Raw genomic sequence first — 26,204 nt, forward strand, 5'->3', positions numbered from 1 at the left:
CCAACCTTTTGATGTGGCCCTGACATCACAGCCCGCAGCTGGCACTCTTCGATCCGTTCATCGCACCAGCCCTGATCTGCCCGGAGGCCCACCCAGCCATCCGGAACCCCCCCTTGCAGAAGGAGTCTGCGTTGAGTCCCACCCCCCAGAGGCGTGCCACCGCGGCCGGCGCGCTCGTAGCCGCGGCGGCCCTGCTCGCCGTAGGCATACAGTCCGGCACCGCCACCGCCGACGCCACCGCGTCGCAGGCCCGCACGGCGGCCCAGCCCAACCCGGGCGCGGCCAACCTCGTACTCAGCGCTTCGGAGCGTGCGACGCTCCTCGCCGAGGCCAACTCCACCTCCGCCCAGGCCGCCAAGGCGCTCGGTCTCGGCGGCGGCGAGAAGCTGATCGTCCGCGATGTGGTCAAGGACGCGGACGGCACCACCCACACGACGTACGAGCGGACCTACGACGGTCTGCCCGTGCTCGGCGGTGACCTCACCGTCCACGCCAAGAGCGGCGTCACCAAGAGCGTCACCAAGGCGACCCAGCACGAGATCAAGGTCTCGGACACCGACGCCACGGTCACCCCGTCCGCCGCGGAGGGCCAGGCCGTCGCCGCCGCGAACGCCGAGGGCTCCAAGGAGTCCAAGGCCGACAAGGGCGCCCGCAAGGTCGTCTGGGCCGCGGACGGCGTTCCGGTCCTGGCCTACGAGACCATCGTCGGCGGCCTCCAGGACGACGGCACCCCGAGCCGGCTGCACGTGATCACCAACGCCAAGACCGGCGCGAAGATCACCCAGTGGCAGGCCATCGAGACCGGCACCGGCAACACCCAGTACAGCGGCCAGGTCACCCTCGGCACCTCGCAGTCGGGCAGCAGCTACACGCTGACCGACGCCGGCCGCGGCAGCCACAAGACCTACAACCTGAACCGGGGCACCTCCGGCACCGGCACGCTGTTCTCCGGCCCGGACGACATCTGGGGCAACGGCGCCGCCTCCAACGCGGAGACCGCCGGCGCGGACGCCCACTACGGCGCCCAGGTCACGTGGGACTACTACAAGAACGTCCACGGCCGCAACGGCCTGCGCAACGACGGCGTCGCCCCGTACAGCCGGGTCCACTACGGCAACGCGTACGTGAACGCCTTCTGGGACGACAGCTGCTTCTGCATGACCTACGGCGACGGCGACGGCAACACCAAGCCGCTCACCTCGATCGACGTGGCCGCGCACGAGATGACCCACGGTCTGACCTCGGTCACCGGCAACATGACCTACAGCGGTGAGCCCGGCGGTCTGAACGAGGCCACCTCCGACATCATGGCGGCGGCGGTCGAGTTCAACGCCAACAACCCGCAGGACGTCGGCGACTACCTGGTCGGCGAGAAGATCGACATCCGGGGCAACGGCACCCCGCTGCGCTACATGGACAAGCCGAGCAAGGACGGCTCCTCCAAGGACGCCTGGTACTCGGGCATCGGCGGCGTCGACGTCCACTACTCCTCGGGCCCGGCCAACCACTGGTTCTACCTGGCCTCCGAGGGCTCCGGCGCCAAGGTCATCAACGGCGTGAGCTACGACTCGCCGACCTCCGACGGCCTCCCGGTCACCGCGATCGGCCGCGAGGCCGCCGCGAAGATCTGGTTCCGCGCGCTGACGGTGGGCTACTTCAAGTCGACCACCAACTACGCCGACGCCCGCGTCCAGACGCTGAAGGCCGCCGCCGACCTGTACGGCCAGGGCTCGGCCACGTACAACAACGTCGCCAACGCCTGGGCCGCCATCAACGTCGGCCCGCGCGTCACGAGCGGTGTGACGGTCAGCCCGATCGCCAACCAGACCACCCAGGTCAACACCGCCGTGAGCCTCCAGGTCCAGGCGAGCAGCACCAACCCGGGTGCGCTGAGCTACGCGGCGACCGGCCTGCCGGCCGGCCTGTCGATCAACTCCTCGACCGGTCTGATCTCGGGTACGGCCACCACCGCGGGCACGTCCAACGTGACCGTCACGGTGACCGACTCCGCGGCCAAGACGGGTACGGCGTCCTTCACCTGGACCGTCGGCACCTCCCAGCAGAACGTGTTCGAGAACACCGCCGACTACGCGATCGCCGACAACGCGACCGTCGAGTCCCCGATCACGGTGACCCGTACCGGCAACGCCCCGAGCACGCTCAAGGTGGACGTCAACATCGTCCACACCTACATCGGTGACCTGAAGGTCGACCTGGTCGCGCCCGACGGCAGCGTCTACAACCTGCACAACCGCTCCGGCGGCAGTGCGGACAACATCGTCAAGAGCTACACGGTGGACGCCTCCACCGAGGTCGCCCAGGGCGTGTGGAAGCTCCGGGTCAACGACAACGCGAGCCTGGACACCGGCAAGATCGACAGCTGGAAGCTCACCTTCTGACCCCGCCGGGGCCGGATGTGAACCACCGCTGAACCGCCAGACCACGGGGCCGCCCGGGAGAAGACCTCCCCGGGCGGCCCTGTTCCACGAGGAGGGCCCGCCACCCCGCACGGGGTGGCGGGCCCTTCCGTTCGCCCCGCGCCGCTCAGCCCACGCGGCGCAGGACGTTCCGGACGTAGTCGCCCCCGACGGGGCCGCGGCCCTGCCCGGGGCGGGCGATGCCGCGGTCCTCGTCGTCCGACCAGTCGTCCGACCAGTCGTCACGGCCGTCGTGGTTGCCGTGGTGGTGCCCGCTCGGCTTGAAGAGCACCGACCGCACCGACAGGTCGCGCGCCCGCTCCCCGGGTTCGAGGACCTCCTGGGCCTCACCGCCGCAGGTGCTGTCCCGGAAGAGGACGGCGATGGACTCCGTGTCGTTCTCCACCCAGAAGGCGGACCGGTTCGACGAGGTGTGCGTCAGCCGGTAGCAGGTGTCGTTGTCGGCGGGCTCGATCGACGCGCGGCGCACGTCGCCGTTGCCGTCCGTGAACCGGTAGCGCAGCTCGCCGAGGGTGTCGCGGTCGTGGTCGTTGGCGAGGGACTGGCCGGCGGCGGGCAGGACGAGCGCGAGGGAGGCGAGGAGGGCGGCCGCGGCGGTGGAGCGAAGACGCATGTGAAGGTCCGTTTCTCGGGTGCGGGGAGACCTGTTCCGGTGGACGTCCCGGGGCAGCCTAGGAGCGGACCGGCCGGCCGCGGCGGCCGCCATGCACAGCGCGTTCGAAGGTTCACCCTCCCGGCGCGCGGCCGCCCCGGTGCCCGTACGGACGTACGGGCACCGGGGCGGCGGACGCCGGCCGGGCGCCCTCAGCGCAGCAGGACCCCGCCGCGCTCCCCGGTGTCCACCGGGGCGGCGACCAGGCCCAGCTCGGCCGGGGTCGCCAGCAGCGGGTGCGCCGGCAGGACCCGCACGGTGTACCCGAAGGGCCCGGTGCGGTCGAGGGCGAGCGGGCCCTCGTACACCCAGCGGCCGTCCAGGTCGGGCCCGGCGGCGGGCTTGAGCGGGAAGACCCGCCCGTCCCGGATCACGTCCTGGGCGTCGACCCGGCCCGCGACGGCCTGCACCTCCACGTCCTCCGCCGCGAGCGTGTCCAGCGCCACCCGCACCCGCAGGGTGAGGGTGGCCCCCAGTTCGGCCGTGCCGCCCACGGGCGTGGCGGCGACGGCCTCCACGTGCTCGACGGCGACCTGCGGCCAGGACGCCCGGACGCGCCCCTTCCACCAGGCGAGGTCCCGGGCGGCGGGCGGGGTCAGGGCCCGGTGGGAGAGCGCGGCGGGGGTGTAGAGCCGCTCCACGTACTCCCGCACCATCCGCCCCGCGAGCACCTTCGGGCCCAGGGAGACCAGGGTGCGCCGGACCATCTCGATCCACCGCACGGGCAGGCCGGCCCGTCCGTCCCGGTCGTAGAAGCGGGGCGCGACCCGCTCCTCGATCAGCTCGTAGAGGGCGGCCGCCTCCAGGTCGTCGCGGCGGTCCTCGTCCGTCCCGAGCCCGTCGGCGGTGGGGATGGCCCAGCCGAAGTCGGGCTCGAACCACTCGTCCCACCAGCCGTCCAGGACCGACAGGTTCAGGCAGCCGTTCAGGGCGGCCTTCATCCCACTGGTGCCGCAGGCCTCCAGGGGCCGCAGCGGGTTGTTCAGCCAGACGTCGCAGCCCGGGTAGAGCTTCTGCGCCATGGCCATGCCGTAGTCCGGCAGGAAGACGATCCGGTGGCGCACGCGCGGGTCGTCGGAGAAGCGCACCAGCTCCTGCACGAGCCGCTTGCCGCCGTCGTCGGCCGGGTGCGCCTTGCCCGCGACGACGATCTGCACCGGGCGGTCCGGGTCCAGCAGCAGCCGGCGCAGCCGCTCCGGGTCGCGCAGCATCAGCGTCAGCCGCTTGTACGAGGGCACGCGCCGGGCGAAGCCGATGGTGAGCACGTCCGGGTCGAGGACGGAGTCCACCCAGCCCAGTTCGGTGTCGGCGGCCCCGCGCTGCTTCCACGAGGCGCGCAGCCGGTCGCGCACCTCCTGGACCAGCTGCTCGCGCAGGGCCCGGCGTACGTCCCACACGTCCTGGTCGGCGATCTGCGCGACGGCGTCCCAGCGGGCGGAGGCGCCCACCGCGAGGGCGTCCTCGGTCCGCCCGGCCCCGATCTGCCGGGCGCCGAGCCGCATGACCTCGGGGGCGACCCAGGTCGGGGCGTGCACCCCGTTGGTCACGGAGGCGATGGGCACGTCGGCGGCGTCGAAGCCCGGCCAGAGCCCGGCGAACATGCCCCGGCTGACCGCGCCGTGCAGGGTGGAGACCCCGTTGGCGCGCTGGGCGAGGCGCAGGCCCATGACGGCCATGTTGAACACGCCGGGGTCGCCGCCTGGGTACGACTCGGCGCCCAGCTCCAGGATCCGCTCGACCGGCACGCCGGGGAGCTCGCCGCCCTCGCCGAAGTGCCGGGCGACGAGCGAGCGCTCGAAGCGGTCGATGCCGGCGGGGACGGGGGTGTGCGTGGTGAACACGGTTCCGGCGCGGACGGCTTCGAGCGCGGCGTCGAAGCCGAGGTCGTGCTCGCCCTCCAGTTCCCTCATGCGTTCCAGGCCGAGGAAGCCGGCGTGTCCCTCGTTGGTGTGAAATACCTCGGGGTCGGCGTGGCCGGTGATCCGGCAGTACGTCCGCACGGCCCGGACCCCGCCGATGCCCAGCAGCATCTCCTGGAGCAGCCGGTGGTCGCTGCCGCCGCCGTAGAGGCGGTCGGTCACGTCGCGGGCGGCGGGGTCGTTGTCCTCGACGTCGGAGTCGAGCAGGAGCAGCGGTACGCGTCCCACCCGGGCCTGCCAGATGTGCGCGTGCAACGACCGCCCGCCGGGCAGGGTCAGCGACACCCGGGCGGGGGCGCCGTCCTCCTGCCGCAGCAGGGACAGGGGCAGCTCGTGGGGGTCCAGCACCGGGTAGTGCTCCTGCTGCCAGCCGTCGCGGGAGAGCGACTGGCGGAAGTAGCCGTGCCGGTAGAGCAGGCCGACGCCGATGACCGGGACACCGAGGTCGCTGGCGGCCTTGAGGTGGTCCCCGGCGAGGATCCCCAGACCGCCGGAGTACTGGGGCAGGGCGGCGGTGATGCCGAACTCGGGGGAGAAGTAGGCGATGGCGGCGGGGAGCTCGGCGTGGTTCTCGGCGGTCTGGTACCACCTCCCGCCGTGGAGGTAGTCCTCGAGGTCGGCGGCGGCGACGGCGAGCCGCCGCAGGAACCGCCGGTCGCCGGCGAGTTCCTCGAGCCGGGAGGCGGGCACGGCGCCGAGCAGCCGGACGGGGTCGCCGCCGGCGGCCTGCCAGCCTTCGGGGTCGACGGAATGGAAGAGTTCACGGGTTTCCGTATGCCAAGACCAGCGCAGGTTGCGCGCGAGGTCGGAGAGCGGCATCAGGGGGTCGGGGAGGACGGGGCGCACGGTGAATCGACGGATGGCCTTCACACGCTCCACCTTGGCAGGGGATGACGGATCGGAGCGACCGCACCACGCTGTGTGCCCGCGCGTCGCCCCCCGGAAGGTTAGGCCGTCTCCCGCTCCCCGGCCATCCCGCCTCCTGCCGGCCAGGCGTCGCGGACGGGTCGTCAGGCGTCGGTCGCCAGGCGGGCGTGCAGGTGCTCGTCGTGCCAGCCGTCGGCGTGTCGCAGGGCGCCGCGCATCGTGCCCTCCAGGGGGAAGCCGGCCTTCAGGGCGACGGCGCAGGAGGCCGGGTTGGCCACCGAATGGCAGATCCGCAGGCGGTGCAGGCCGGCCGTGCGGAAGGCCCACTCGGACACCGCGGCCACCGCCTGCGGCATGACGCCGCGGCCGCGTCCGGCCGGCAGCAGCCAGTACACGAATTCCGCGCTGCCGCCCGCCGCGTCGACGTCGGCGAGGCCGGTCAGGCCCACGGCCGGGGCGCCGGGTGACGCGGCCACCGCCCAGACGGCCGCCCGCTGCTCGGTCCACCGCCGGTTCCAGCGGGCGATCCGGGCGGCCGCCGAGGCCGGGGTCTCGGGCTCCGGCCGGTTCCAGTGCCGAATGTCGGGGTCCTCGTACGCGGCGGCCGGCACGGGGGCGTCCGCCTCCCGCCAGGGCCTCAGCACCATCCCGCAGGGCAGCGCGAACACCGGCTGGGCGGCCGTGCCCCAGGGGGCGGAAGCGGTCGGAGGGACTCGGGGGGCGGGTGGTGTTCCGGTGTCCACCGGTACATTCTCCCCGACTTGACGGAGCCTCGGCGCACGCCGAGCCGCTCGCCGAAGGGTCGCTTCCGGCTACGTACGAGTAGTTGGCCGAGAGCTCGGATTGGGCGGGTCGTGAATGGGAAGGGCTGAGCGGGTACACGCGATACACGCACGGCGCACCCGCCCACAACCTTTCCCCGCCACCCGAGTGAACGCGGACAGGAGCGGCCATGCCCGCAGCCCAGCCGTCTTCCGAGCGGCTAGAAACAGAGCGAACAGAGCGTGCACTACCAGCCGCGATTCCGGCTGGCCCGTCACCGAGCCCTGCGAACTGCCCCCAGGTGATCCCATCATGATCGGTCGCATTCCCGTGCTGGACGTCCGCCCCGCCGTCGACTGCGGCGCCAGACCCGCCAAGGCGGTCGTCGACGAGGTCTTCGAGATCTCCGCCACCGTGTTCCGCGAGGGCCACGACGCCGTCTCCGCCCATGTCGTCCTGCGGGACCCGACCGGGCGGCTGCGCCCACCGGTCCCGATGCGCGAACTCGCCCCCGGCACCGACCGGTGGGGGGCGCGGGTGTCCGCCGAGGTCGAGGGGAGGTGGACGTACACCGTCGAGGCGTGGAGCGATCCGGTCGCCACCTGGCGGGCCCATGCCGCGGTGAAGATCCCGGCGGACCTCGACACCGGGCTGACCCTCCTGGAGGGCGCGGAGCTCTACGAGCGCGCGGCCGCCAGGATTCCCAAGCGGGACGGCCGCGAAGCCGTGCTGGCCGCCGCCGACGCGATGCGCGACGAGGACCGCCCGGCCGCGCAGCGGTACGCGGCCGCGCTCGCACCCGCGGTGGACGCGGCGCTCGCCCGGCGCCCGTACCGGGAGCTGGTCACGGCCGCCAAGCCGCTGGCCCTGATGGTCGAACGCAAGCGGGCCCTCTTCGGTTCCTGGTACGAGATGTTCCCCCGCTCCGAGGGAGCGGTGCTGGAGCCCGGCAAGCCCCCGGTCAGCGGGACCTTCCGCACCGCCGCCGAGCGGCTGCCGGCCATCGCCGCCATGGGTTTCGACGTGGTCTACCTGCCGCCGATCCACCCGATCGGGTCGACGTTCCGCAAGGGCCCCAACAACACCCTCTCCGCGGGGAGTTGGGATCCGGGCGTGCCCTGGGCGATCGGGTCGACGGAGGGCGGCCACGACGCCGTCCACCCCGACCTCGGCACCCTGGAGGACTTCGACGCCTTCGTCGCGCGCGCCCGTGACCTGCGCATGGAGATCGCCCTCGACTTCGCCCTCCAGTGCTCCCCCGACCACCCGTGGGTGGAGAAGCACCCGGAGTGGTTCCGCCACCGGGCCGACGGGACCATCGCGTACGCGGAGAACCCGCCGAAGAAGTACCAGGACATCTTCCCGATCCACTTCGACGCGGACATGGCCGGCATCGTCCAGGAGACGGTCCGGATCCTGCGCCACTGGATGGACCACGGCGTGCGGATCTTCCGCGTCGACAATCCGCACACCAAGCCGGTCGTGTTCTGGCAGAAGGTGATCGCGGAGATCAACAAGTCCGACCCCGACGTGATCTTCCTGGCGGAAGCCTTCACCCGGCCCGCCATGATGCGCGCGCTCGCCTCGGTCGGCTTCCAGCAGTCGTACACCTATTTCACCTGGCGCAACACCAAGGCCGAGCTGACCGAATACCTGACCGAGCTGTCGGGCACCCACTCGGCCTCCGTGATGCGGCCGAACTTCTTCGTCAACACGCCCGACATCCTCCACGAGTACCTCCAGAAGGGCGGCCGGGCCGCCTTCGAGGTCCGGGCGGTCCTCGCCGCCACCCTCTCCCCCACCTGGGGCGTCTACGCGGGCTATGAGCTCTGCGAGAACGAGCCGGTCCGGGAGGGCAGCGAGGAGTACCTGGACTCCGAGAAGTACGAGCTGCGGCCGCGCGACTGGGCCGCCGCCGACCGCGAGGGCCGCTCCATCGCCCCGCTGATCACCACCCTCAACCGGGTGCGCCGGCGCAATCCGGCCCTCCAGCAGCTGCGCGACATCCACTTCCACCCGACCGACAACGAACAGGTGATCGCCTATTCGAAGCACTCCGCAGGCAATTCCGTACTGGTGGTCGTCAACCTCGATCCGCACCACACCCAGGAGGCGACCGTCTCGTTGGACATGCCGGTACTCGGCCTCGACTGGCACGGGTCCCTCGCGGTGCGCGACGAGCTCACCGGCGACACCTACCACTGGGGCAGGGCGAACTACGTGCGCCTGGAACCGGGCCGCAGCCCCGCGCACGTCCTGGCCGCCCTGCGACCGTCCCCGCCCACCGGAGGGTCACCCACCACATGATCATCAACGATCCCGTCCACGACACCTTCGAGGACACCCCCGCCAAGGACCGCGATCCCGACTGGTTCAAGCGGGCGGTCTTCTACGAGGTCCTCGTCCGCTCCTTCCACGACAGCAACGGCGACGGCGTCGGGGACCTCCAGGGGCTCACCGCGAAGCTGGACTACCTCCAGTGGCTCGGCGTCGACTGCCTGTGGCTGCCGCCGTTCTTCGCCTCACCGCTGCGAGACGGCGGCTACGACGTCTCCGACTACACCTCCGTGCTCCCCGAGTTCGGCGACCTCGCCGACTTCGTGGAGTTCGTGGACGCCGCGCACACCCGCGGCATGCGCGTGATCATCGACTTCGTCATGAACCACACCAGCGACCAGCACGAGTGGTTCCAGCAGTCGCGCAAGGACCCGGACGGACCGTACGGGGACTACTACATGTGGGCCGACAACGACAAGCAGTACCAGGACGCCCGCATCATCTTCATCGACACCGAGACCTCGAACTGGACGTACGACCCCCTGCGCAAGCAGTACTACTGGCACCGCTTCTTCTCGCACCAGCCGGACCTCAACTTCGAGAACCCGGCCGTCCAGGAGGAGATCATCTCGGCGCTGCGCTTCTGGCTGGACCTCGGCATCGACGGCTTCCGCCTCGACGCCGTGCCCTACCTCTACGCCGAGGAGGGCACCAACTGCGAGAACCTGCCCCGCACCCACGCGCTGCTCAAGCGCGTCCGGGCGGAGATCGACGCGCACTACCCCGACACCGTGCTGCTCGCCGAGGCGAACCAGTGGCCCGAGGACGTCGTCGACTACTTCGGCGACTTCGCGAAGGGCGGGGACGAGTGCCACATGGCCTTCCACTTCCCGGTCATGCCGCGCATCTTCATGGCCGTACGAAGAGAGTCGCGCTACCCCGTCTCCGAGATCCTGGCCAAGACCCCGGCGATCCCGGACCGCTGCCAGTGGGGCATCTTCCTGCGCAACCACGACGAACTCACCCTCGAGATGGTCACGGACGAAGAGCGCGACTACATGTACGCCGAGTACGCCAAGGACCCGCGGATGCGGGCGAACATCGGCATCCGGCGCCGGCTCGCCCCGCTCCTGGACAACGACCGCAACCAGATGGAGCTGTTCACCGCCCTGCTGCTGTCGCTGCCCGGCTCGCCGGTGCTCTACTACGGCGACGAGATCGGCATGGGCGACAACATCTGGCTCGGCGACCGCGACGGCGTGCGCACGCCCATGCAGTGGACTCCCGACCGCAACGCCGGTTTCTCCTCCTGCGATCCGGGCAGGCTGAACCTGCCGGTCATCATGGACCCGGTCTACGGGTACCAGGTCACCAATGTCGAGGCGGCCATGGCATCGCCCTCGTCACTGCTGCACTGGACCCGCAGGCTGATCGAGATCCGCAAGGCGAACCCCGCCTTCGGGCTCGGTTCGTACACCGAACTGCCCTCGACCAACCCGGCGGTGCTCGCGTTCCTGCGCGAATTCGGGGACGACCTGGTGCTGTGCGTGCACAACTTCTCGCGCTTCGCGCAGCCCACCGAGCTGGACCTGCGGTCGTTCAACGGGCGGGTTCCGGTGGAGCTCACGGGTGACGTGCGCTTCCCGCCGATCGGCGAGTGGCCGTACCTGCTGACCCTGGCGGGCCACGGCTTCTACTGGTTCCGGCTCCGCAGCGACCAGCGCGCCGACTGAGGGACCGGGTACGGGGCGGGCACTCCTTTGGGTCAACGGCCCGCCCCCTGTACGGATCATCCTGACCCGACACTCGCACATACCGGAGTAGCAACTGCCGCACATCCGGGACACTCTGCGCATTCTGTGACGGCCCGGGGAAAGGACGCGACGCCATGTCGGAGGCTGCATCCGCCCGGAGCCGGCTCACGGCCGACCGGGCCGCCGGTATCACGGGAAGAGCCGCGACCGCCGTACTCGAACCGATGCTGCGGGACTGGCTGCCCGCACAGCGCTGGTTCGCCGGCAAGGGACGCCGGATCGACAGGATCGAGGCCGTCTCGGCGGCCGAACTGCTGCCGCCGGGCACCACCCCCCAACTGCTGCACCTGCTCCTGGACGTGGACGGGGACTGCTACCAGCTCCTGCTGGGCATCCGCCCCTCCCCGCTCCCGCCCGCCCTCGCGCCCGCGCTGATCGGGCACGCCCCGGACGGCCCGTACGCGGGCCGGGCCGTGTACGAGGCGCTGGGCGACCCCAGGCTGGCCGCCCTGCTGCTGGAACGATTGCGCGCCCCCGGGGCGCTGGGCCCGCTCCGCTTCGACCGGGACCCGGACGCGCCCGTCGCGGCCGGACTGGCCCCCCGGCCGCTGTCCGGGGAGCAGACGAACTCCTCGCTGATCTACGGGGACGCGTACATCCTCAAGGTGTTCCGCCGGGTCGGTCCCGGCGTCAACCCGGACCTGGAGCTGCCGAGGGCCCTGGCCGCCGCCGGCTGCACCCGCGTACCCGCCCCGGTCGCCTGGTACGAGGCCCAGCCGGCCAGTGGAGAACCGTTGACCCTGGGCGTGCTCCAGCCCTACCTGCGCGGCTCCGACGACGGCTGGCAGCTGGCCCTGCGCAGACTCCGGGCGGGGGCGGACTTCACCGCCGAGGCGCACGCGCTGGGGCGGGCCACCGCCGAGGTGCACAGCGCGCTCGCGGCCGCCCTGCCCACCGTCGCCCTGGGCCCCGAGCAGACCGCGCGGCTCGCCGCGGGGATGACCGCCCGGCTGGCCGCCACCTGCCGCGAGGTTCCCGCGCTGCGGCCGTACGAGGCCGGGCTGCGCGGCGCCTTCGACGCGCTGGCCGCCTCCCGGGGCACCGGGGTCCACGCCCAGCGCATCCACGGCGACCTGCACCTGGGCCAGACCCTGCGCACCGCCGACGGCGGCTGGGCGCTGATCGACTTCGAGGGGGAGCCGGCCCGGCCGCTGGCCGACCGCCGCCGCCCCGAGCCGGCGGTCCGCGACGTCGCCGGGATACTGCGCTCCTTCGACTACGCCGCCCGCTCGCACCGGCCCTTCGCCCCGGCCTGGGCGGACGCCTGCCGGACCGCGTTCTGCGAGGGCTACGCCCGCACCACCGGGCGCGACCCGCGCGAGGACCCGGTCCTGCTGCGGGCGTACGAGACCGACAAGGCGGTGTACGAGGCCCGGTACGAGTCCCGGCACCGCCCCGACTGGCTGCACGTCCCGATGGCGGCGATCCGCCGGCTGTCGGAGCCGCAGCGGCCCGCACACCGCATGCCCCCGCCGGTTCCCGGCACCGCCCCCGCCCCGCATCCGAAGCCCCCGAGGAGGCCGCTCGCGTGAGCGCCGCACGACAGCCGTCACCGACCGTCCGCGAGGAAGCCGCAGCCGTACCCGCAGCCGAGCCCGAGGCCGTAGCGGCAGCCGAACCCGCAGCCGAGCCCGAGGCCGTAGCGGCAGCCGATCCCGGGGCCGGACCCGCCAAGCGCCCCCGGGCCCCGCGGGCCCGCCGCGCCGCCCCGCCGCACGGGGTCCGGCCGGCGCCCCCGCTGGGCGGGGAGGAGCGGGCCCGGCTGCTGGAGGGCCGCCACCACGACCCGCACGGGGTGCTGGGTGCCCGTGCGCAGCGCGGCGGGGTCGTCTTCCGCGTGCTGCGCCCGTTCGCGAAGACCGTCACCGTCGTGGCCAAGGGGCTGCGGGCCGAGCTCTTCGACGAGGGCGACGGGCTGTTCTCCGGGCTGCTGCCGCTGACCGGGGTGCCGGACTACCGGCTGCTGGTGGCGTACGACAGCGTCGAGATCGAGGTCGACGACCCCTACCGGTTCCTGCCCGCCCTGGGGGAGCTGGACCTGCACCTGATCGGCGAGGGCCGCCACGAGGAGCTGTGGACGGCGCTCGGCGCCCGGCCGATGGAGCACCAGGGCGTGGCCGGCACCCGCTTCACGGTGTGGGCGCCCAACGCCCAGGGGGTGCGGGTCACCGGGGACTTCTCGTACTGGGACTCGCTCGCCCACCCGATGCGCTCGCTCGGCTCCAGCGGGGTGTGGGAGCTGTTCCTGCCCGGTGTCGGCGAGGGCACCCTGTACAAGTACGACATCACGCGCCCGGACGGCAGCCACACGCTGCGCGCCGACCCGATGGCGCAGTACGCCGAGGTGCCGCCGGCCACCGCCTCGGTGGTCACCGCCTCGCGGTTCGTGTGGCAGGACGCCGAGTGGATGGCCACGCGCGCCGCCCGCCCGGCGCACCAGGCGCCGTTCTCGGTGTACGAGCTGCACCTGGCGTCCTGGCGGCCGGGGCTGAGCTACCGGCAGCTGGCCGACCAGCTCCCCGCGTACGTCAAGGAGCTCGGCTTCACGCACGTGGAGTTCATGCCGGTCGCCGAGCACCCCTTCGGCGGCTCCTGGGGCTACCAGGTCACCGGTTTCTACGCGCCGACCTCGCGGATGGGCACCCCGGACGACTTCCGCCTGCTGGTGGACGCGCTGCACCGGGCCGGGATCGGGGTGATCGTCGACTGGGTGCCCGCGCACTTCCCGCGCGACGAGTGGGCGCTCGCGGAGTTCGACGGCCGGCCGCTGTACGAGCACCAGGACCCGCGCCGGGCCGCGCACCCGGACTGGGGGACGCTGGAGTTCGACTACGGGCGCAAGGAGGTCCGCAACTTCCTCGTCGCCAACGCCGTCTACTGGTGCCAGGAGTTCCACGTGGACGGGCTGCGCGTGGACGCGGTGGCCTCGATGCTGTACCTGGACTACTCGCGCGACGAGGGCGACTGGTCGCCGAACGAGCACGGCGGCCGGGAGGACCTGGACGCGGTGGCGCTGCTCCAGGAGATGAACGCGACGGTCTACCGGCGCTGCCCGGGAGTGGTGACCATCGCGGAGGAGTCCACGGCCTGGGACGGGGTCACGCGGCCGACGGACTCGGGCGGCCTGGGCTTCGGCCTGAAGTGGAACATGGGCTGGATGCACGACACCCTGCGGTACGTGTCGAAGGAGCCGGTGCACCGCAAGTACCACCACCACGACATGACCTTCGCGATGGTGTACGCCTTCAGCGAGAACTACGTCCTGCCGATCTCGCACGACGAGGTGGTGCACGGCAAGCGCGCGCTGGTGTCGAAGATGCCGGGGGACTGGTGGCAGCAGCGGGCCACGCACCGCGCCTACCTGGGCTTCATGTGGGCCCATCCGGGCAAGCAACTACTGTTCATGGGACAGGAGTTCGCGCAGGGTTCCGAATGGTCGGAGGCCTACGGGCCGGACTGGTGGGTGCTGGACCCGGCGTATCCGGCGGCCGGCGACCACCGGGGGGTGCGCGACCTGGTGCGCGACCTGAACCGGGCGTACGGAGCGGCTCCGGCGCTGTGGGAGCGGGACTCGGTGCCGGAGGGCTTCGCTTGGGTCGAGGCGGACGCCTCGGACGACAACGTGTTCGCCTTCCTGCGGTACGCGCAGGACGGTTCGCAGCTGCTGTGCGTGTCGAACTTCTCCCCCGTGGTCCGGCACGGCTACCGGATCGGGGTCCCGGAGGAGGTGCCGCAGTGGCGGGAGGTCCTCAACACGGACATGGAGGCGTACGGCGGGAGCGGCGTCCACCACGCCCGGCCGCTGCGCCCCGAGCCGGTGCCGGCCCAGGGGCGTGCGGTGAGCCTGCGGATGACGCTCCCGCCGATGGCGACGGTCTGGCTCAGGCCGTGAGCCACACCTCGTCGAGCTCCTGAAGCAGCCGGCGCTTGGCGCGGGCTCCGACCACCTGCTTGACGGGTTCGCCGTCGCGGAAGACGAGCATGGTCGGCATGGACAGCACCCCGTAGCGCGTGACGGCGCCGGGGTTGCTGTCCGCGTCGATCTGGACGACCTTGAGGCGGGCCGCCTCCTCGGCGGCGATGGCGGAGAGCACGGGGGCGAGCTGGCGGCAGGGACCGCACCAGTCCGCGGTGAACTCCACCAGTACGGGCCGGCCCCGTTCGGCCAGCACCTCCGCCGCGAAGTCCTCGTCGGTCACTTCTGCCACACCCTTGGCGTGGATCATGTCGTTCCCCTCTCACGTCCGATGTCTGGTGACGCGGCGGCCCGCCGCGTCCGGTCGCGGGCGGATGCCCGCGGCCGGCGGGTCAGCCGGTCATCTCACAGCGCGGTACGGCTTCCGCGGCGGCCTCCTCGGCCGCGGACAGCTGGCGGGCGACCTGCTCGCGGACGTCGGCCAGCTGGCCGATCAGGCCGTCCAGCTCGGCGAGCTTGCGGCGGTACACCGCGAGCGAGGCCGGGCAGGAGTCGCCGGCCGGGTGGCCGGCGCGCAGGCACTCGACGAACGGCCGGGTCTCCTCCAGCTCGAAGCCGAAGTCCTGGAGGGTGCGGATCTGCCGCAGCAGGCGCAGGTCGTCCTCGTCGTAGTCGCGGTAGCCGTTGCCGGTGCGGCGGGCCGCAAGCAGCCCGCGTGATTCGTAGTACCTGAGCGTCCGGGTGCTGGTCCCGGCCCGCTTCGCCAGTTCGCCGATGCGCATGGCCCGACCGTATTCCCTGACGCCGACGTCAAGGAAAGAGGAGCGGACGCGGAAGAGGGGCGCGGGAGGCGTTCCCGCGGTGTCGGGGCCCCGGCCTGGGGGCCCTCGCCACCCCCGTATGCGAGGGCCCCGATATGGATCACGGACGGGAGGGACGGCCGGTTCAGGTGCTGTGACCGGGATCACTCGACGGGCTTGCCGGGTCACCTGAAATGGAGTGGCTGAATCCGTACGCTGTAAATGGATCTTCCCATGATCCGATTACCGGACAGTCGCCGGGAAAACCGCCCAAAGTCATGAACTCCATAGGACTTTCCTACGAGTTATGGGCTTGTTTGAATAGTCTGTAGCCGTCACTCCTTGGCCACTCCTACCGTGTGCCCTGTGCACTCCAGCCCCCCTTTCAACGCCCCCGCCGCGCGCCGCCTGCGCGCGGCCCTGGGCATGGCTCCCGGCCATGTCGCCTACGGCCTGCGGGCCCAGTACGGACTGCTCGTCGCACCGGAGACCGTGATGGCCTGGGAGCGGGGCGAGCAGTCGCCCACCTCCACCGAGCTCACGGCCCTGGCCGGCGTGCTCTGGTGCTCCCCCGCGGAGCTTCTGGCCGAGCCCGTCACCCTGCGGGAACACCGCATCGCCCGCGGCCTGGACCCCGAGGACCTGGCCCGCCGCGTCGGGCTGGAGGCGAACGCGTACCGGAAGATGGAGGACACCGGGCGCTGGAAGGGCAACGAGCGGCAGTCCGCCGCCCTCGCCTCGGTGCTCGGGCTGACGCTGGCCCAGTTCGTGACGGCGACCGGCAAGCACGACGAGCTCGCCGAGCTGCTGCGCAGCGCGGTCACCACCCGCTGGCAGGCCTACGTGAAGCCGCTGGGCAAGCTGCTGCCGGTGCCCAAGGCCCACCTGGAGCACGTCCTCGGGCTCCTGCACGACGACTACCAGTCGCGGATGCTGGCCACCCTCAACTGGGGCGGCGCGGGCGGCTCGGCCAGTACCGGCGACGCGGGCCGGCAGTTCCTCGCGGAGATCACGGACCGCTTCTGGGCCCTGGCCGGCGGCGCGGGGTAGGACATCGCGCGCGAGCGGCGCCCGGCCGGTCAGAAGACCGACTCGGCCTCGTACATGCGGTGGTCGGGGACGGTCTTCAGCTCGGTGACGGCCGCGGCCAGCGGGGCCATCACGATGTCGGTGCCGCGCAGGGCGGTCATGTTGCCGAAGTCCCCGCGGTGCACGGCCTCGACGGCGTGCCAGCCGAACCGGGTGGCCAGGACGCGGTCGTACGCGGTCGGCACACCGCCGCGCTGGACGTGGCCGAGGATGACCGGGCGGGCCTCCTTGCCGAGCCGGTGCTCCAGCTCGATGGCCAGGCGGTTGCCGATGCCGGCGAAGCGCTCGTGGCCGTACTGGTCGATGGCGCCCTTCTCGTACGGCATGGAGCCCGCGGCCGGGTGCGCGCCCTCGGCGACGCAGACGACGGCGAACTTCTTCCCCCGGGCGAAGCGTTCCTCCACCATCTTCACCAGGGCGTCCACCTCGAAGGGGCGCTCGGGCAGGCAGATGCCGTGGGCGCCGCCGGCCATGCCGGACTCCAGGGCGATCCAGCCGGCGTGGCGGCCCATGACCTCGACGACCATCACGCGCTGGTGCGACTCGGCGGTGGTCTTGAGGCGGTCTATGGCCTCGGTGGCGACGGTGACGGCGGTGTCGAAGCCGAAGGTGCGGTCGGTGGAGGAGATGTCGTTGTCGATGGTCTTCGGCACGCCGACGACCGGCATCCCGGCGTCCGCGAGCATCCGGGCGGCCGTCAGGGTGCCTTCGCCGCCGATCGGGATGAGCGCGTCGATGCCGTAACGCCTCGCCAGTTCGTGGGCGTTCTCCGCGGCTTCGTGCAGCCGGGCGCGCTCCATGCGCGCCGAGCCGAGGATCGTGCCGCCGCGGGCCAGGATGCCGCTGACGGCGTTGATGTCCAGGGGGCGGTAGTGGCCGTCGAGGAGGCCCTTGAAGCCGTCCTCGAAGCCGATGACCTCGTCCCCGTGTCCGACCAGGGCACGGTGTACGACCGACCGGATGACGGCGTTCAGGCCCGGGCAGTCGCCGCCTGCGGTGAGAACTCCGATACGCATCGTCCTGTGTCTCCTGCTCCCGGTCGGCTCCGGCCGTACGCGGGGGTGCGCGCGGCCGGCCGGCCGTACATATGTAAGGCGTATTGATGTCGCCTGTCCGATTGTTCCACGTTCAGGGAGGGGTGCGCCGTCCGGCGCCACCGCCCCGCGCGGTCTTTCGTCCCTCCCGGCCGGACCCATTCCCAGGGGCGCCCTATCCACTGACAGAGGTATTGTCAAGAGGTCGAGCCACATCAATGAGACATCCAGATGGGACGGAGAGCACGCGTGACGCGCAGCGTGTACGTGACCGGTATCGAGCGGGGAGACGGCCGACAGGTCGTCGAGCTGGGGATCATGGAACTCCTGACGCGCCAGACGGGCCGGGTGGGCGTGTACCGCCCCCTGCTGCACGACGCGCCGGACCGGCTCTTCGAGCTGCTCAGGGCCCGGTACCGGATCGAGCAGGACGCCGCCACGGCCTACGGGATGGAGTACCACGAGGCCGCCGCCGTCCTGGCCGAGAAGGGCGCCGACGAGCTGGTCTCCCGGCTGGTCGACCGCTACCACCGGGTGGCCCGTGACTACGAGGTCATGCTCGTGCTCGGCACCGACTACGCCGACACCAACCTGCCCGACGAGCTGGCGCTGAACGCCCGCCTCGCCAACGAGCTCGGCGCCGTCGTCGTGCCCGTCGTCGGCGGCACCAGGCACCCCGCCGAGGCCGTGCGCGCCGAGGCCCAGAGCGCCCACCGGGCCTACGAGAGCCTGGGCTGCCACGTCGTGGCCATGGTCGTGAACCGGGTGGCCCCCGAGGACCGCGACGTCATAGCCGAGCGGCTCGCCGCCCGCCTCCCCGTGCCCTGCTACGTGCTGCCGGACGACAAGTCCCTCTCCGCCCCGACCGTCGCCCAGATCACCCGGGCGCTCGGCGGCGAGGTGCTGCTGGGCGACGACGCAGGGCTCGCCCGCGACGCCGTGGACTTCGTGTTCGGCGGCGCGATGCTGCCGAACTTCCTGAACGCCCTGACCCCCGGCTGCCTGGTCGTCACGCCCGGCGACCGCGCCGACCTGGTCGTGGGGGCGCTGGCCGCGCACGCTTCGGGCACCCCGCCGATCGCCGGGGTGCTGCTGACCCTGAACGAGCGCCCGTCCGAGGACGTCCTCACCCTGGCCTCGAAGCTCGCCCCCGGCACCCCGGTGGTCTCGGTGGCCGGCAACAGCTTCCCGACCGCCACCGAACTCTTCTCGCTCCAGAGCCGGTTGAACTCCGCGACCCCGCGCAAGCTGGAGACCGCGCTCGGCCTTTTCGAGCGGCACGTGGACACCGCCGAACTGCGCGGGCTGCTGTCGGTGGCCCGCTCGGAGCGCGTCACCCCGATGATGTTCGAGCACGAGCTGCTGGAGCGGGCCCGCTCCGAGCGGCGCCGCGTGGTGCTGCCCGAGGGCACCGAGGAGCGCGTGCTGCGCGCCGCGGACGTGGTGCTGCGCAGGGGGGTCTGCGACCTGACGCTGCTGGGCGAGGAGCAGGCGATCCTGAAGAAGGCCGGCGACCTGGGCGTCGACATCTCGGCCGCGCAGCTGATCGACCCGGCGACGTCACCGCTGCGGGAACGTTTCGCCGAGTACTACGCCAAGGCCCGCGCGCACAAGGGCATGTCCGTCGAGCTGGCCCACGACGTGGTCACCGACGTCAACTACTTCGGCACCCTGATGGTCCAGGAGGGCCTGGCCGACGGCATGGTCTCCGGCTCGGTGCACTCCACCGCCGCCACCATCCGCCCGGCCTTCGAGATCATCAAGACCAAGCCGGAGGCCTCCATCGTCTCCTCGGTCTTCTTCATGTGCCTGGCCGACCGGGTCCTGGTCTACGGCGACTGCGCGGTCAACCCGGATCCCGACGCCGAGCAGCTCGCCGACATCGCCGTCCAGTCGGCGGCCACCGCGGCGGCCTTCGGGGTCGAGCCGCGGATCGCGATGCTCTCGTACTCGACGGGCACCTCGGGCTCCGGAGCGGACGTGGAGAAGGTCCGCAAGGCCACCGAGACCGTCCGCGCGCAGCGCCCCGACCTGGCCGTCGAGGGCCCGATCCAGTACGACGCCGCCGTGGAGCCCTCGGTGGCCGCGACCAAGCTGCCGGGCTCCGAGGTGGCCGGGCGGGCGAGCGTGCTGATCTTCCCCGACCTGAACACGGGCAACAACACGTACAAGGCCGTGCAGCGTTCGGCGGGCGCCGTCGCGGTCGGCCCGGTGCTCCAGGGCCTGCGCAAGCCGGTCAACGACCTCTCGCGCGGCGCGCTGGTCCAGGACATCGTCACCACCGTGGCGATCACCGCGATCCAGGCGCAGTCGCAGCCGCAGTCCCCCTCCCGGTAAACCCCTCCACCCGAAGGAAAGATCCCCCATCGTGACCGCAACGCGCGTACTCGTCCTCAACTCCGGGTCCTCGTCGGTGAAGTACCAGCTGCTGGACATGGCGGACCGCTCCCGCCTCGCCGTCGGCCTGGTGGAGCGCATCGGCGAGGAGACCTCCCGCCTGGTGCACGAGCCGCTCACCGGAGCCGGCGCCCGGGGCGGCCGGCGCGAGCGGCTCGGCCCGATCCCGGACCACGGGGCCGCCCTGCGGGCGGTCGCGGCGGAGCTGGCGGCCGACGGCCTCGGCCTGGACTCCCCCGACCTCGCGGCCGTGGGCCACCGGGTGGTGCACGGCGGGACGCGGTTCACGCAGCCGACGGTGGTGGACGAGGAGGTACTGGCGGAGATCCGCAGCCTGATCCCGCTGGCCCCGCTGCACAACCCGGCGAACGTGACCGGCATCGAGGTGGCGCGCGAGCTGCGCGCGGACCTGCCGCAGGTGGCCGTCTTCGACACCGCCTTCCACTCCACGATGCCGGAGCACGTGGCGCGGTACGCGATCGACGCGGCGACGGCCGAGAAGTACGCCATCCGGCGGTACGGCTTCCACGGCACGTCCCACGCCTACGTCTCGCGGGCGGCGGCCGCCCTGCTGGGCAGGGCGGTGGAGGACGTGAACGTGATCGTGCTGCACCTGGGCAACGGCGCCTCCGCCTCGGCGGTGCGGGGCGGGGTCTGCGTGGAGACCTCGATGGGCCTGACCCCGCTGGAGGGCCTGGTCATGGGGACCCGCTCGGGCGACCTGGACCCGGCGGTCATCTTCCACCTGGCCCGGGTGGCCGGGCTGTCCGTCGACGAGATCGACTCGCTCCTCAACAAGAAGAGCGGTCTGCTGGGTCTGTGCGGCGACAACGACATGCGCGAGGTGACGCGGCGCGCGGGCGAGGGCGACGAGGCGGCCGGGCTCGCGCTGGCGTCCTACGTCCACCGGCTGAAGAAGTACATCGGCGCCTACACGGCGGTGCTGGGGCGGGTGGACGCGGTGGTGTTCACGGCGGGCGTCGGCGAGAACGCCTCCGCCGTGCGGGAGGCGGCGATCAGCGGCCTGGAGCAGCTCGGCCTCGCGCTGGACCCAGAGGCGAACGCCGTCCGCTCCCCGGAGCCCCGGCTGATCTCCCCGGACCACGCGCGGGTGGCGGTGGCCGTGGTGCCGACCGATGAGGAACTGGAGATCGCCTCCCAGGCGTACGCGTTGGTTACCCAGTAGTCACTTGGACTTTCCGCCAGACGGAATATTCCGCTACGAAACAAACGGATAGGATCCGGTCATGCGCCGTTCCAAAATCGTCTGCACGCTGGGCCCCGCCGTCGACTCGTATGAGCAGCTGAAAGCGCTCATCGAGGCAGGTATGAACGTGGCCCGATTCAACTTCAGCCACGGGTCCCAGGCAGAACACCAGGAGCGGTACGACCGCGTCCGGAAGGTCTCCGAGGACACCGGGCGCGCGGTCGGCGTCCTCGCCGACCTCCAGGGCCCCAAGATCCGTCTCGAGACCTTCGCCGAGGGTCCCGTCGAGCTGGTGCGCGGTGACGAGTTCACCATCACCACCGAGGACGTCCCGGGCGACAAGTCCATCTGCGGCACCACCTACAAGGGCCTCCCGGGCGACGTCGCCAAGGGTGACCAGATCCTGATCAACGACGGCAACGTCGAACTGCGGGTGACCGAGGTCGAGGGCCCGCGGGTCAGGACCATCGTCATCGAGGGCGGTGTGATCTCCGACCACAAGGGCATCAACCTGCCCGGTGCCGCCGTCAACGTCCCCGCCCTCTCCGAGAAGGACGTCGACGACCTGCGCTTCGCCCTGCGGATGGGCTGCGACATGGTCGCCCTCTCCTTCGTCCGCGACGCCAGCGACGTCAAGGACGTCCACCGCGTCATGGACGAGGAGGGCCGCCGGGTCCCCGTCATCGCCAAGGTGGAGAAGCCCCAGGCCGTCGAGAACATGGAGGCCGTCGTCGCGGCCTTCGACGCGGTCATGGTGGCCCGCGGCGACCTGGCCGTCGAGTACCCGCTCGAGAAGGTCCCGATGGTCCAGAAGCGGCTCATCGAGATGTGCCGCCGCAACGCCAAGCCGGTGATCGTCGCGACCCAGATGATGGAGTCGATGATCACCAACTCCCGCCCGACCCGCGCGGAGGCCTCCGACGTCGCCAACGCCATCCTCGACGGCGCCGACGCGGTCATGCTGTCCGCCGAGTCCTCGGTGGGCGCCTACCCGATCGAGACCGTCAAGACGATGTCGAAGATCGTTACTGCGGCCGAGGAGGAGCTCCTCGCCAAGGGCCTCCAGCCGCTGGTCCCGGGCAAGAAGCCGCGTACCCAGGGCGGCTCCGTCGCCCGCGCGGCCTGCGAGATCGCGGACTTCCTGGACGGCAAGGCCCTGGTCGCCTTCACCCAGTCCGGTGACACGGCCCGCCGCCTGTCGCGCTACCGCGCCCAGCAGCCGATCCTGGCCTTCACCACGGACGTCAACACCCGCAACCAGCTCACGCTGAGCTGGGGCGTCGAGTCGGCGATCGTCCCGCACGTGGACACCACCGACGCAATGGTCGACCTGGTGGACGGCGAGGTGCTCAAGCTCCAGCGCTTCAACCCGGGCGACACCATGGTCATCACGGCCGGCTCGCCCCCCGGCGTCCCGGGCACGACCAACATGGTCCGCGTCCACCACCTCGGCGACACGGCCGCGGGCGCCTGAGCCCCCACGCCGACCGCCTGACTCTGCCGCACAGAGACCGAGGGCGGCACCCCGGACCCCCGGGGTGCCGCCCTCGGTGCTTTGCCCGCCACCCGGTGGCTCCGACCAAAACCCACTACCGACGGCCGCCCGGCCGTGAAACCCTCGGGGGGAGGCGACGGGGGGTGCACACCCGGCCGTGGACTGGTCGGCCGGCCCGCCGGACGCGGCACAATCCCCGCATCCCGCGAGCCCCCTACGAACGAGCGAGGAATCCCGGTGCAGGACCTGATCACACTCGGGCGCGCGGTCGTCCCGGAGAACCGGGTGGACGCGACGCCGGAGCAGTTCGGCCTCGCCGAGTTCGAGTACGTGGAGACGATCATCTACGCGGACCCGGACGAGATCCTCTCGATGCTGCGCACGCTGAAGGCCGAGAACTTCATCGGCCTGCCGCCGTGGGCCCGCAACCTGGCCTACCGGATCGTCTGTCTGCAGCGGCCGGACGACGCGGCGGTGCTGCGCGAAGCGGCCGAGGACCTCTTCACCTTCGGCCCCGACTGGGACGACATCGCCGAGGAGCTCCAGGAGAAGGCAGACCTCCTGGACCCGCCCGCCGGACCGGCGGCGGCTTCCTAGCCCTGCGCAGAACGCACGGTGGCCCGCACCCCTGAGGGGGTGCGGGCCACCGGCACGTCCGGGTCGGCTGCTACTCCGCCGGGCCGATGTAGTTCTTCAGGCCCGGGACGGTGAGGTTGCCGCCGAACTGGCCGGCCTGGACGACCTTGACGTTCGTGAAGAACGCGAAGGGGACGTTCAGGGGCGGCGGGGTGTTCGGGGTGAACTCGATCGGGATGAGCCCGAAGAGGTTGCCCTTGAGGCTCTCCGTGTACATCGTCACCTTGCCGTCGCGGATCTTGGACGTGGAGCCCGGGCGCGACTTGAGGTGGGCGATGTTGGGGCCCTTGCCGACGGTCTGGTAGAGGTCCTTGATGTCCAGCGAGTCCGCCGTGAACTTCAGGACCTTCTTGACCTTGCCGCCCGCCGTCTTCACCTCGACGATGCCCTCGTAGTCGAGGCCGTAGAGGGTCAGCAGCGAGCTGTCCAGGTACCAAGGCTCGTCCGGCAGGAGCGGGATGCCGGGCTCCAGCTTGGCGTTGGCGAAGGCCTCGGCGTCGAAGGTCGGGCAGGGGAAGGGCTGCTTCCCGTCCGGGTCCGTCGTCGCCGACGTCGAGGGGGAAGGGCTGGGCGAGGCGCCGTCCTTCTCCCCGTCCTTGACCGTCTTGCCCGTCTCGTCCTTCGGCTTGGTGACCGTGTCCTTGACCGTCTGCGGCAGTTCCTCGACCTTCACGCCGGCCTTCTTCGCCGCGTCGCGGATGGCGTCTGCGGCAGGGTCCTTGGCCGGGGTGGGCTTGGCGGACGTGGCGGGCGCGGGCGCCGGGGTGGCCGGCTTCTGCGCTTCCTGGAGGGGCCTGCCGAGGCTGTCCACGAGGCCCTTAAGGGCGTCGCCGACACCCAGCGGGTCCAGCGGGTTGGCCGGCTTGGCGGGCGTGGCCGACGTGGACGGCGCGGTCGGGGTGGGGCTCGCCGACGGCTGCTTCGGCGTCTTCGGGACCTCGGGCTGCTTGGCCGACGGGCTCGCCGCCGGCTTCGGGGCCTTGCTCGCACCCGGGGAAGGGCTCGCACCGGGCGAGGCGGAGGCCGACGGCGACGGCGACGCGGACGTGGACGTGGACGGCGACGGCGAGGCCGACTGGGTGGGCTCGTCGGACCGGGTCACGCACGGGCCGGGCGCGAAGGGGATGTCCTTGTCGTCGGCGAGCGCCATCTTCGGGGCGATGCCCATCCCGACGAAGACCGCCGTCGGCATCGCCGCGAGCGCCATCGTCTTGCCGACGGGTATCTGGAGCTTGTTCAGCAGTGATTTTCTGGGCGCCGCATGGCGCGGGCCCCTTCTCTCACGGGGCTCCGCGCCGGGGGCCACGCCCCGGTGCGTCTCGTCACCCGGCACTGTTCCTCCCGCCATCGGCGTGGGCATTCGTCTCGGTCGCGTACGCCGCTTCCGTCTCACGGGGTCCGGGGATGCCGTAGAACGGGTCCACGGGCTGCGCCCTCTCCGCCTCCGCCGGCTCTTCCTCGTCCGGGGCTCCCGGCGCCCAGGCCAGGGCGAGGCATCCGCCGACCATGGCGGTGAGGAAGCCGATGAAGAAGCCGCCGAGGTTGGACTTCGGGATCGACACCAGGGCCAGGAGGATCGCGGCGACGCCCGCGAAGACGCGGATGCCCTGCTGGAACCAGAGGGTGATGCCCAGGGTGATCAGCAGGACGCCGAGGATCAGGGAGACGGAGCCGGACGTCGTCGCCATCGCGAGGGAGACGTTGGCCAGCCGGATGTCCGCGAACGGGAAGTAGATGATCGGCACTCCGCCGAGGAGCGTGAAGAGACCTGCCCAGAAAGGACGGGCCCCACGCCAGGCACGGAAGCGGAGGCGCATGACAGTGAGCCAGTGATCGTCCGCGGCGTGGACCGGGGCCTCGGGGTTCATGGACAACAGCTCCCTGGAAACGGTGGTACGGAGAACTCTGTGGAGCCCGGACGGGCGTCCGGCTGCTGTGCCGCCCGCCCGCCCGGTCAGTCACACACGGGACGGAATCACTTCTCGTCCTGGTAGCACGGCTGGTCGCCGCTGAGCAGGCGCAGCTTGAGGTCCGGCAGCGTGAAGGTGCCCGCCGTCGTCGCCCACGCCTTCTGGCGGACGTTCGTCAGCGTCGCCTTCTTGGCCCGCTGCGAGAAGAGACCGCCGTCCGCCACCGTGCCCGGAACCGGCTTGGTGGCGTGGCTGCCGTCGCCCACCGCGACACCGATGTCGAGCTGCTCGAACTTGGCGTCCGCATCGAGCTCGGCAACGTCGAGGTAGATGTTCTCCGCGACGGCCGGCTTGCCCTTGTTGCCCGTGTGCAGCTGCAGGGTGATGGCGCCGAGACCGGGCACCGGGGTCACCAGCGACTGGCACATGTTGGTGATCTCGGCGCGGCTGAAGCCGGAGATCGTGACCGGGTGCTTGGTCTTCTTGTCGCTACCCAGCGTCGCGCCTTCGGCGATGCTGCCGTACTGGATCAGATTGTCACCGACGAGCGAGTCGGCCGACACCTTGAAGTCCTGGCCCGACACGCTGAAGGACGCCGCCAGGGCACCCTGCGCCAGACCCACACCGACCGCGGCGGTGGCCGCGATGCTCGGCACCATGACGAGCGCGAAGCGCTTCCATCTGGTTCCGCCACGAACCTGAGAACTCATCTTGTTCCTCCTTCTCGGACGTACATCTCCGGTCCGGGCCGTGCCCGTCCTGGGATGGGAGAAGTGCTACGTCCTCGGGAAGAAGCGCAGGCGGCCGAGCCGCGGCGCGGCCGCGTCCGATACACCGGCGTTCACCCCCGAGCGACAACCACTGGGCCACGCGTTCGCGCAACCTGGAGGACAGGCCCTGCCGGTGTGGCAGAGACCCCCCTGTCCACGGCCGGTGCCACTGTCACCGGCCGGCCCGGTGGGGACCCTCCGCCGCGGTTCCGGGTGAGCGG

Annotated in this window: 19 protein-coding genes; 10 read left to right on the plus strand and 9 right to left on the minus strand. The window is 71.7% G+C overall.

The annotated features are described in order from the left end of the window. Positions 1 to 131 precede the first annotated feature (131 nt). The gene (locus tag AB0D45_RS07895) at positions 132 to 2,399 is read left to right on the plus strand and encodes a M4 family metallopeptidase (protein WP_362455921.1); all 2,268 of its coding nucleotides are present in this window, start codon (positions 132 to 134) and stop codon (positions 2,397 to 2,399) included. 145 nt (positions 2,400 to 2,544) lie between these two features. Here AB0D45_RS07895 and AB0D45_RS07900 read toward each other — a convergent pair whose 3' ends face one another. The 3 genes from AB0D45_RS07900 to AB0D45_RS07910 all read right to left on the minus strand — a co-directional run bounded on the left by AB0D45_RS07900 (position 2,545) and on the right by AB0D45_RS07910 (position 6,619). After that, a complete protein-coding gene (locus AB0D45_RS07900; protein WP_362455923.1) occupies positions 2,545 to 3,051 on the minus strand; it encodes a hypothetical protein in 507 nt (168 codons plus the stop codon). A 191-nt stretch (positions 3,052 to 3,242) separates the two neighbouring features. Continuing rightward, entirely contained in the window at positions 3,243 to 5,879 is a 2,637-nt protein-coding gene (glgP, locus tag AB0D45_RS07905) for an alpha-glucan family phosphorylase (protein WP_362455953.1), read from the minus strand. A gap of 140 nt (positions 5,880 to 6,019) precedes the next feature. Continuing rightward, positions 6,020 to 6,619 (minus strand): GNAT family N-acetyltransferase, encoded by a 600-nt coding sequence (locus AB0D45_RS07910; RefSeq protein ID WP_362455925.1) that lies wholly within the window; start codon positions 6,617 to 6,619, stop codon positions 6,020 to 6,022. A 331-nt stretch (positions 6,620 to 6,950) separates the two neighbouring features. Between AB0D45_RS07910 and AB0D45_RS07915 the strand changes: the two genes are divergently transcribed. The 4 genes from AB0D45_RS07915 to glgB all read left to right on the plus strand — a co-directional run bounded on the left by AB0D45_RS07915 (position 6,951) and on the right by glgB (position 14,621). Next, the gene (locus AB0D45_RS07915) at positions 6,951 to 8,945 is read left to right on the plus strand and encodes an alpha-1,4-glucan--maltose-1-phosphate maltosyltransferase (protein ID WP_362455927.1); all 1,995 of its coding nucleotides are present in this window, start codon (positions 6,951 to 6,953) and stop codon (positions 8,943 to 8,945) included. Further along, positions 8,942 to 10,648 carry a maltose alpha-D-glucosyltransferase gene (gene treS, locus AB0D45_RS07920; protein WP_362455928.1) on the plus strand — a complete coding sequence of 569 codons (1,707 nt, stop codon included), beginning with the start codon at positions 8,942 to 8,944 and terminating at the stop codon, positions 10,646 to 10,648. Before AB0D45_RS07915 ends, treS begins: the two co-directional genes overlap by 4 nt. A gap of 245 nt (positions 10,649 to 10,893) precedes the next feature. Further along, positions 10,894 to 12,261, plus strand: coding sequence for a maltokinase (locus AB0D45_RS07925; RefSeq protein ID WP_361605672.1), 1,368 nt, complete (start codon positions 10,894 to 10,896; stop codon positions 12,259 to 12,261). Continuing rightward, on the plus strand, positions 12,258 to 14,621 hold the full coding sequence (gene glgB, locus AB0D45_RS07930; RefSeq protein WP_362455930.1) for a 1,4-alpha-glucan branching enzyme: 2,364 nt from the start codon (positions 12,258 to 12,260) through the stop codon (positions 14,619 to 14,621). The genes AB0D45_RS07925 and glgB overlap by 4 nt, the downstream gene beginning before the upstream one ends. On the opposite strand, the gene AB0D45_RS07935 is transcribed toward glgB, so the two are convergent. Both AB0D45_RS07935 and AB0D45_RS07940 read right to left on the minus strand, forming a co-directional pair. Beyond that, positions 14,611 to 14,955, minus strand: a complete 345-nt coding sequence (locus tag AB0D45_RS07935) for a thioredoxin domain-containing protein (RefSeq protein ID WP_361605651.1) — start codon at positions 14,953 to 14,955, stop codon at positions 14,611 to 14,613. The genes glgB and AB0D45_RS07935 overlap by 11 nt on opposite strands. Positions 14,956 to 15,037: 82 nt before the next feature. Further along, positions 15,038 to 15,427 (minus strand): MerR family transcriptional regulator, encoded by a 390-nt coding sequence (locus AB0D45_RS07940; protein WP_361605654.1) that lies wholly within the window; start codon positions 15,425 to 15,427, stop codon positions 15,038 to 15,040. A 375-nt stretch (positions 15,428 to 15,802) separates the two neighbouring features. Here AB0D45_RS07940 and AB0D45_RS07945 point away from each other — a divergent pair, with 375 nt between their 5' ends. After that, positions 15,803 to 16,495, plus strand: a complete 693-nt coding sequence (locus tag AB0D45_RS07945) for a helix-turn-helix domain-containing protein (RefSeq protein ID WP_361605657.1) — start codon at positions 15,803 to 15,805, stop codon at positions 16,493 to 16,495. 29 nt (positions 16,496 to 16,524) lie between these two features. On the opposite strand, the gene AB0D45_RS07950 is transcribed toward AB0D45_RS07945, so the two are convergent. After that, on the minus strand, positions 16,525 to 17,550 hold the full coding sequence (locus tag AB0D45_RS07950; RefSeq protein ID WP_361605660.1) for an ATP-dependent 6-phosphofructokinase: 1,026 nt from the start codon (positions 17,548 to 17,550) through the stop codon (positions 16,525 to 16,527). Positions 17,551 to 17,817: 267 nt separating this feature from the next. Here AB0D45_RS07950 and pta point away from each other — a divergent pair, with 267 nt between their 5' ends. The 4 genes from pta to AB0D45_RS07970 all read left to right on the plus strand — a co-directional run bounded on the left by pta (position 17,818) and on the right by AB0D45_RS07970 (position 23,264). After that, on the plus strand, positions 17,818 to 19,905 hold the full coding sequence (gene pta / locus AB0D45_RS07955) for a phosphate acetyltransferase (protein ID WP_362455933.1): 2,088 nt from the start codon (positions 17,818 to 17,820) through the stop codon (positions 19,903 to 19,905). A gap of 31 nt (positions 19,906 to 19,936) precedes the next feature. Beyond that, a complete protein-coding gene (locus AB0D45_RS07960) occupies positions 19,937 to 21,151 on the plus strand; it encodes an acetate kinase (protein ID WP_362455935.1) in 1,215 nt (404 codons plus the stop codon). A gap of 61 nt (positions 21,152 to 21,212) precedes the next feature. Next, complete coding sequence (gene pyk, locus AB0D45_RS07965; RefSeq protein ID WP_361605669.1) at positions 21,213 to 22,646, plus strand: pyruvate kinase; 1,434 nt, start codon at positions 21,213 to 21,215, stop codon at positions 22,644 to 22,646. Positions 22,647 to 22,904: 258 nt separating this feature from the next. Next, complete coding sequence (locus AB0D45_RS07970) at positions 22,905 to 23,264, plus strand: hypothetical protein (RefSeq protein ID WP_362455937.1); 360 nt, start codon at positions 22,905 to 22,907, stop codon at positions 23,262 to 23,264. A 70-nt stretch (positions 23,265 to 23,334) separates the two neighbouring features. Here the strand turns inward: AB0D45_RS07970 and AB0D45_RS07975 are convergent, their stop codons facing one another. The 3 genes from AB0D45_RS07975 to AB0D45_RS07985 form a co-directional block, all read right to left on the minus strand. Continuing rightward, positions 23,335 to 24,636: a hypothetical protein gene (locus tag AB0D45_RS07975; RefSeq protein WP_362455939.1), complete on the minus strand. Its 1,302-nt coding sequence runs from the start codon at positions 24,634 to 24,636 to the stop codon at positions 23,335 to 23,337. Beyond that, complete coding sequence (locus AB0D45_RS07980; RefSeq protein ID WP_361608845.1) at positions 24,626 to 25,171, minus strand: DUF6114 domain-containing protein; 546 nt, start codon at positions 25,169 to 25,171, stop codon at positions 24,626 to 24,628. The genes AB0D45_RS07975 and AB0D45_RS07980 overlap by 11 nt, the downstream gene beginning before the upstream one ends. 107 nt (positions 25,172 to 25,278) lie before the next feature. Continuing rightward, positions 25,279 to 25,923, minus strand: coding sequence for a DUF6230 family protein (locus AB0D45_RS07985; protein ID WP_361608847.1), 645 nt, complete (start codon positions 25,921 to 25,923; stop codon positions 25,279 to 25,281). Positions 25,924 to 26,204 lie beyond the last annotated feature (281 nt).

It is taken from the genome of Streptomyces sp. NPDC048352, assembly GCF_040651895.1.
In the GTDB taxonomy this organism is placed as follows: domain Bacteria; phylum Actinomycetota; class Actinomycetes; order Streptomycetales; family Streptomycetaceae; genus Streptomyces.

Bases quoted from the DNA above. Each gene is read 5' to 3' on its own strand.
- AB0D45_RS07900 (WP_362455923.1), bottom strand. From the start codon at position 3,051: ATGCGTCTTCGCTCCACCGCCGCGGCCGCCCTCCTCGCCTCCCTCGCG.
- AB0D45_RS07915 (WP_362455927.1), top strand. From the start codon at position 6,951: ATGATCGGTCGCATTCCCGTGCTGGACGTCCGCCCCGCCGTCGACTGC.
- treS (WP_362455928.1), top strand. From the start codon at position 8,942: ATGATCATCAACGATCCCGTCCACGACACCTTCGAGGACACCCCCGCC.
- AB0D45_RS07925 (WP_361605672.1), top strand. From the start codon at position 10,894: ATGCTGCGGGACTGGCTGCCCGCACAGCGCTGGTTCGCCGGCAAGGGA.
- AB0D45_RS07935 (WP_361605651.1), bottom strand. From the start codon at position 14,955: ATGATCCACGCCAAGGGTGTGGCAGAAGTGACCGACGAGGACTTCGCG.
- AB0D45_RS07940 (WP_361605654.1), bottom strand. From the start codon at position 15,427: ATGCGCATCGGCGAACTGGCGAAGCGGGCCGGGACCAGCACCCGGACG.
- AB0D45_RS07950 (WP_361605660.1), bottom strand. From the start codon at position 17,550: ATGCGTATCGGAGTTCTCACCGCAGGCGGCGACTGCCCGGGCCTGAAC.
- pyk (WP_361605669.1), top strand. From the start codon at position 21,213: ATGCGCCGTTCCAAAATCGTCTGCACGCTGGGCCCCGCCGTCGACTCG.
- AB0D45_RS07980 (WP_361608845.1), bottom strand. From the start codon at position 25,171: ATGAACCCCGAGGCCCCGGTCCACGCCGCGGACGATCACTGGCTCACT.
- AB0D45_RS07985 (WP_361608847.1), bottom strand. From the start codon at position 25,923: ATGAGTTCTCAGGTTCGTGGCGGAACCAGATGGAAGCGCTTCGCGCTC.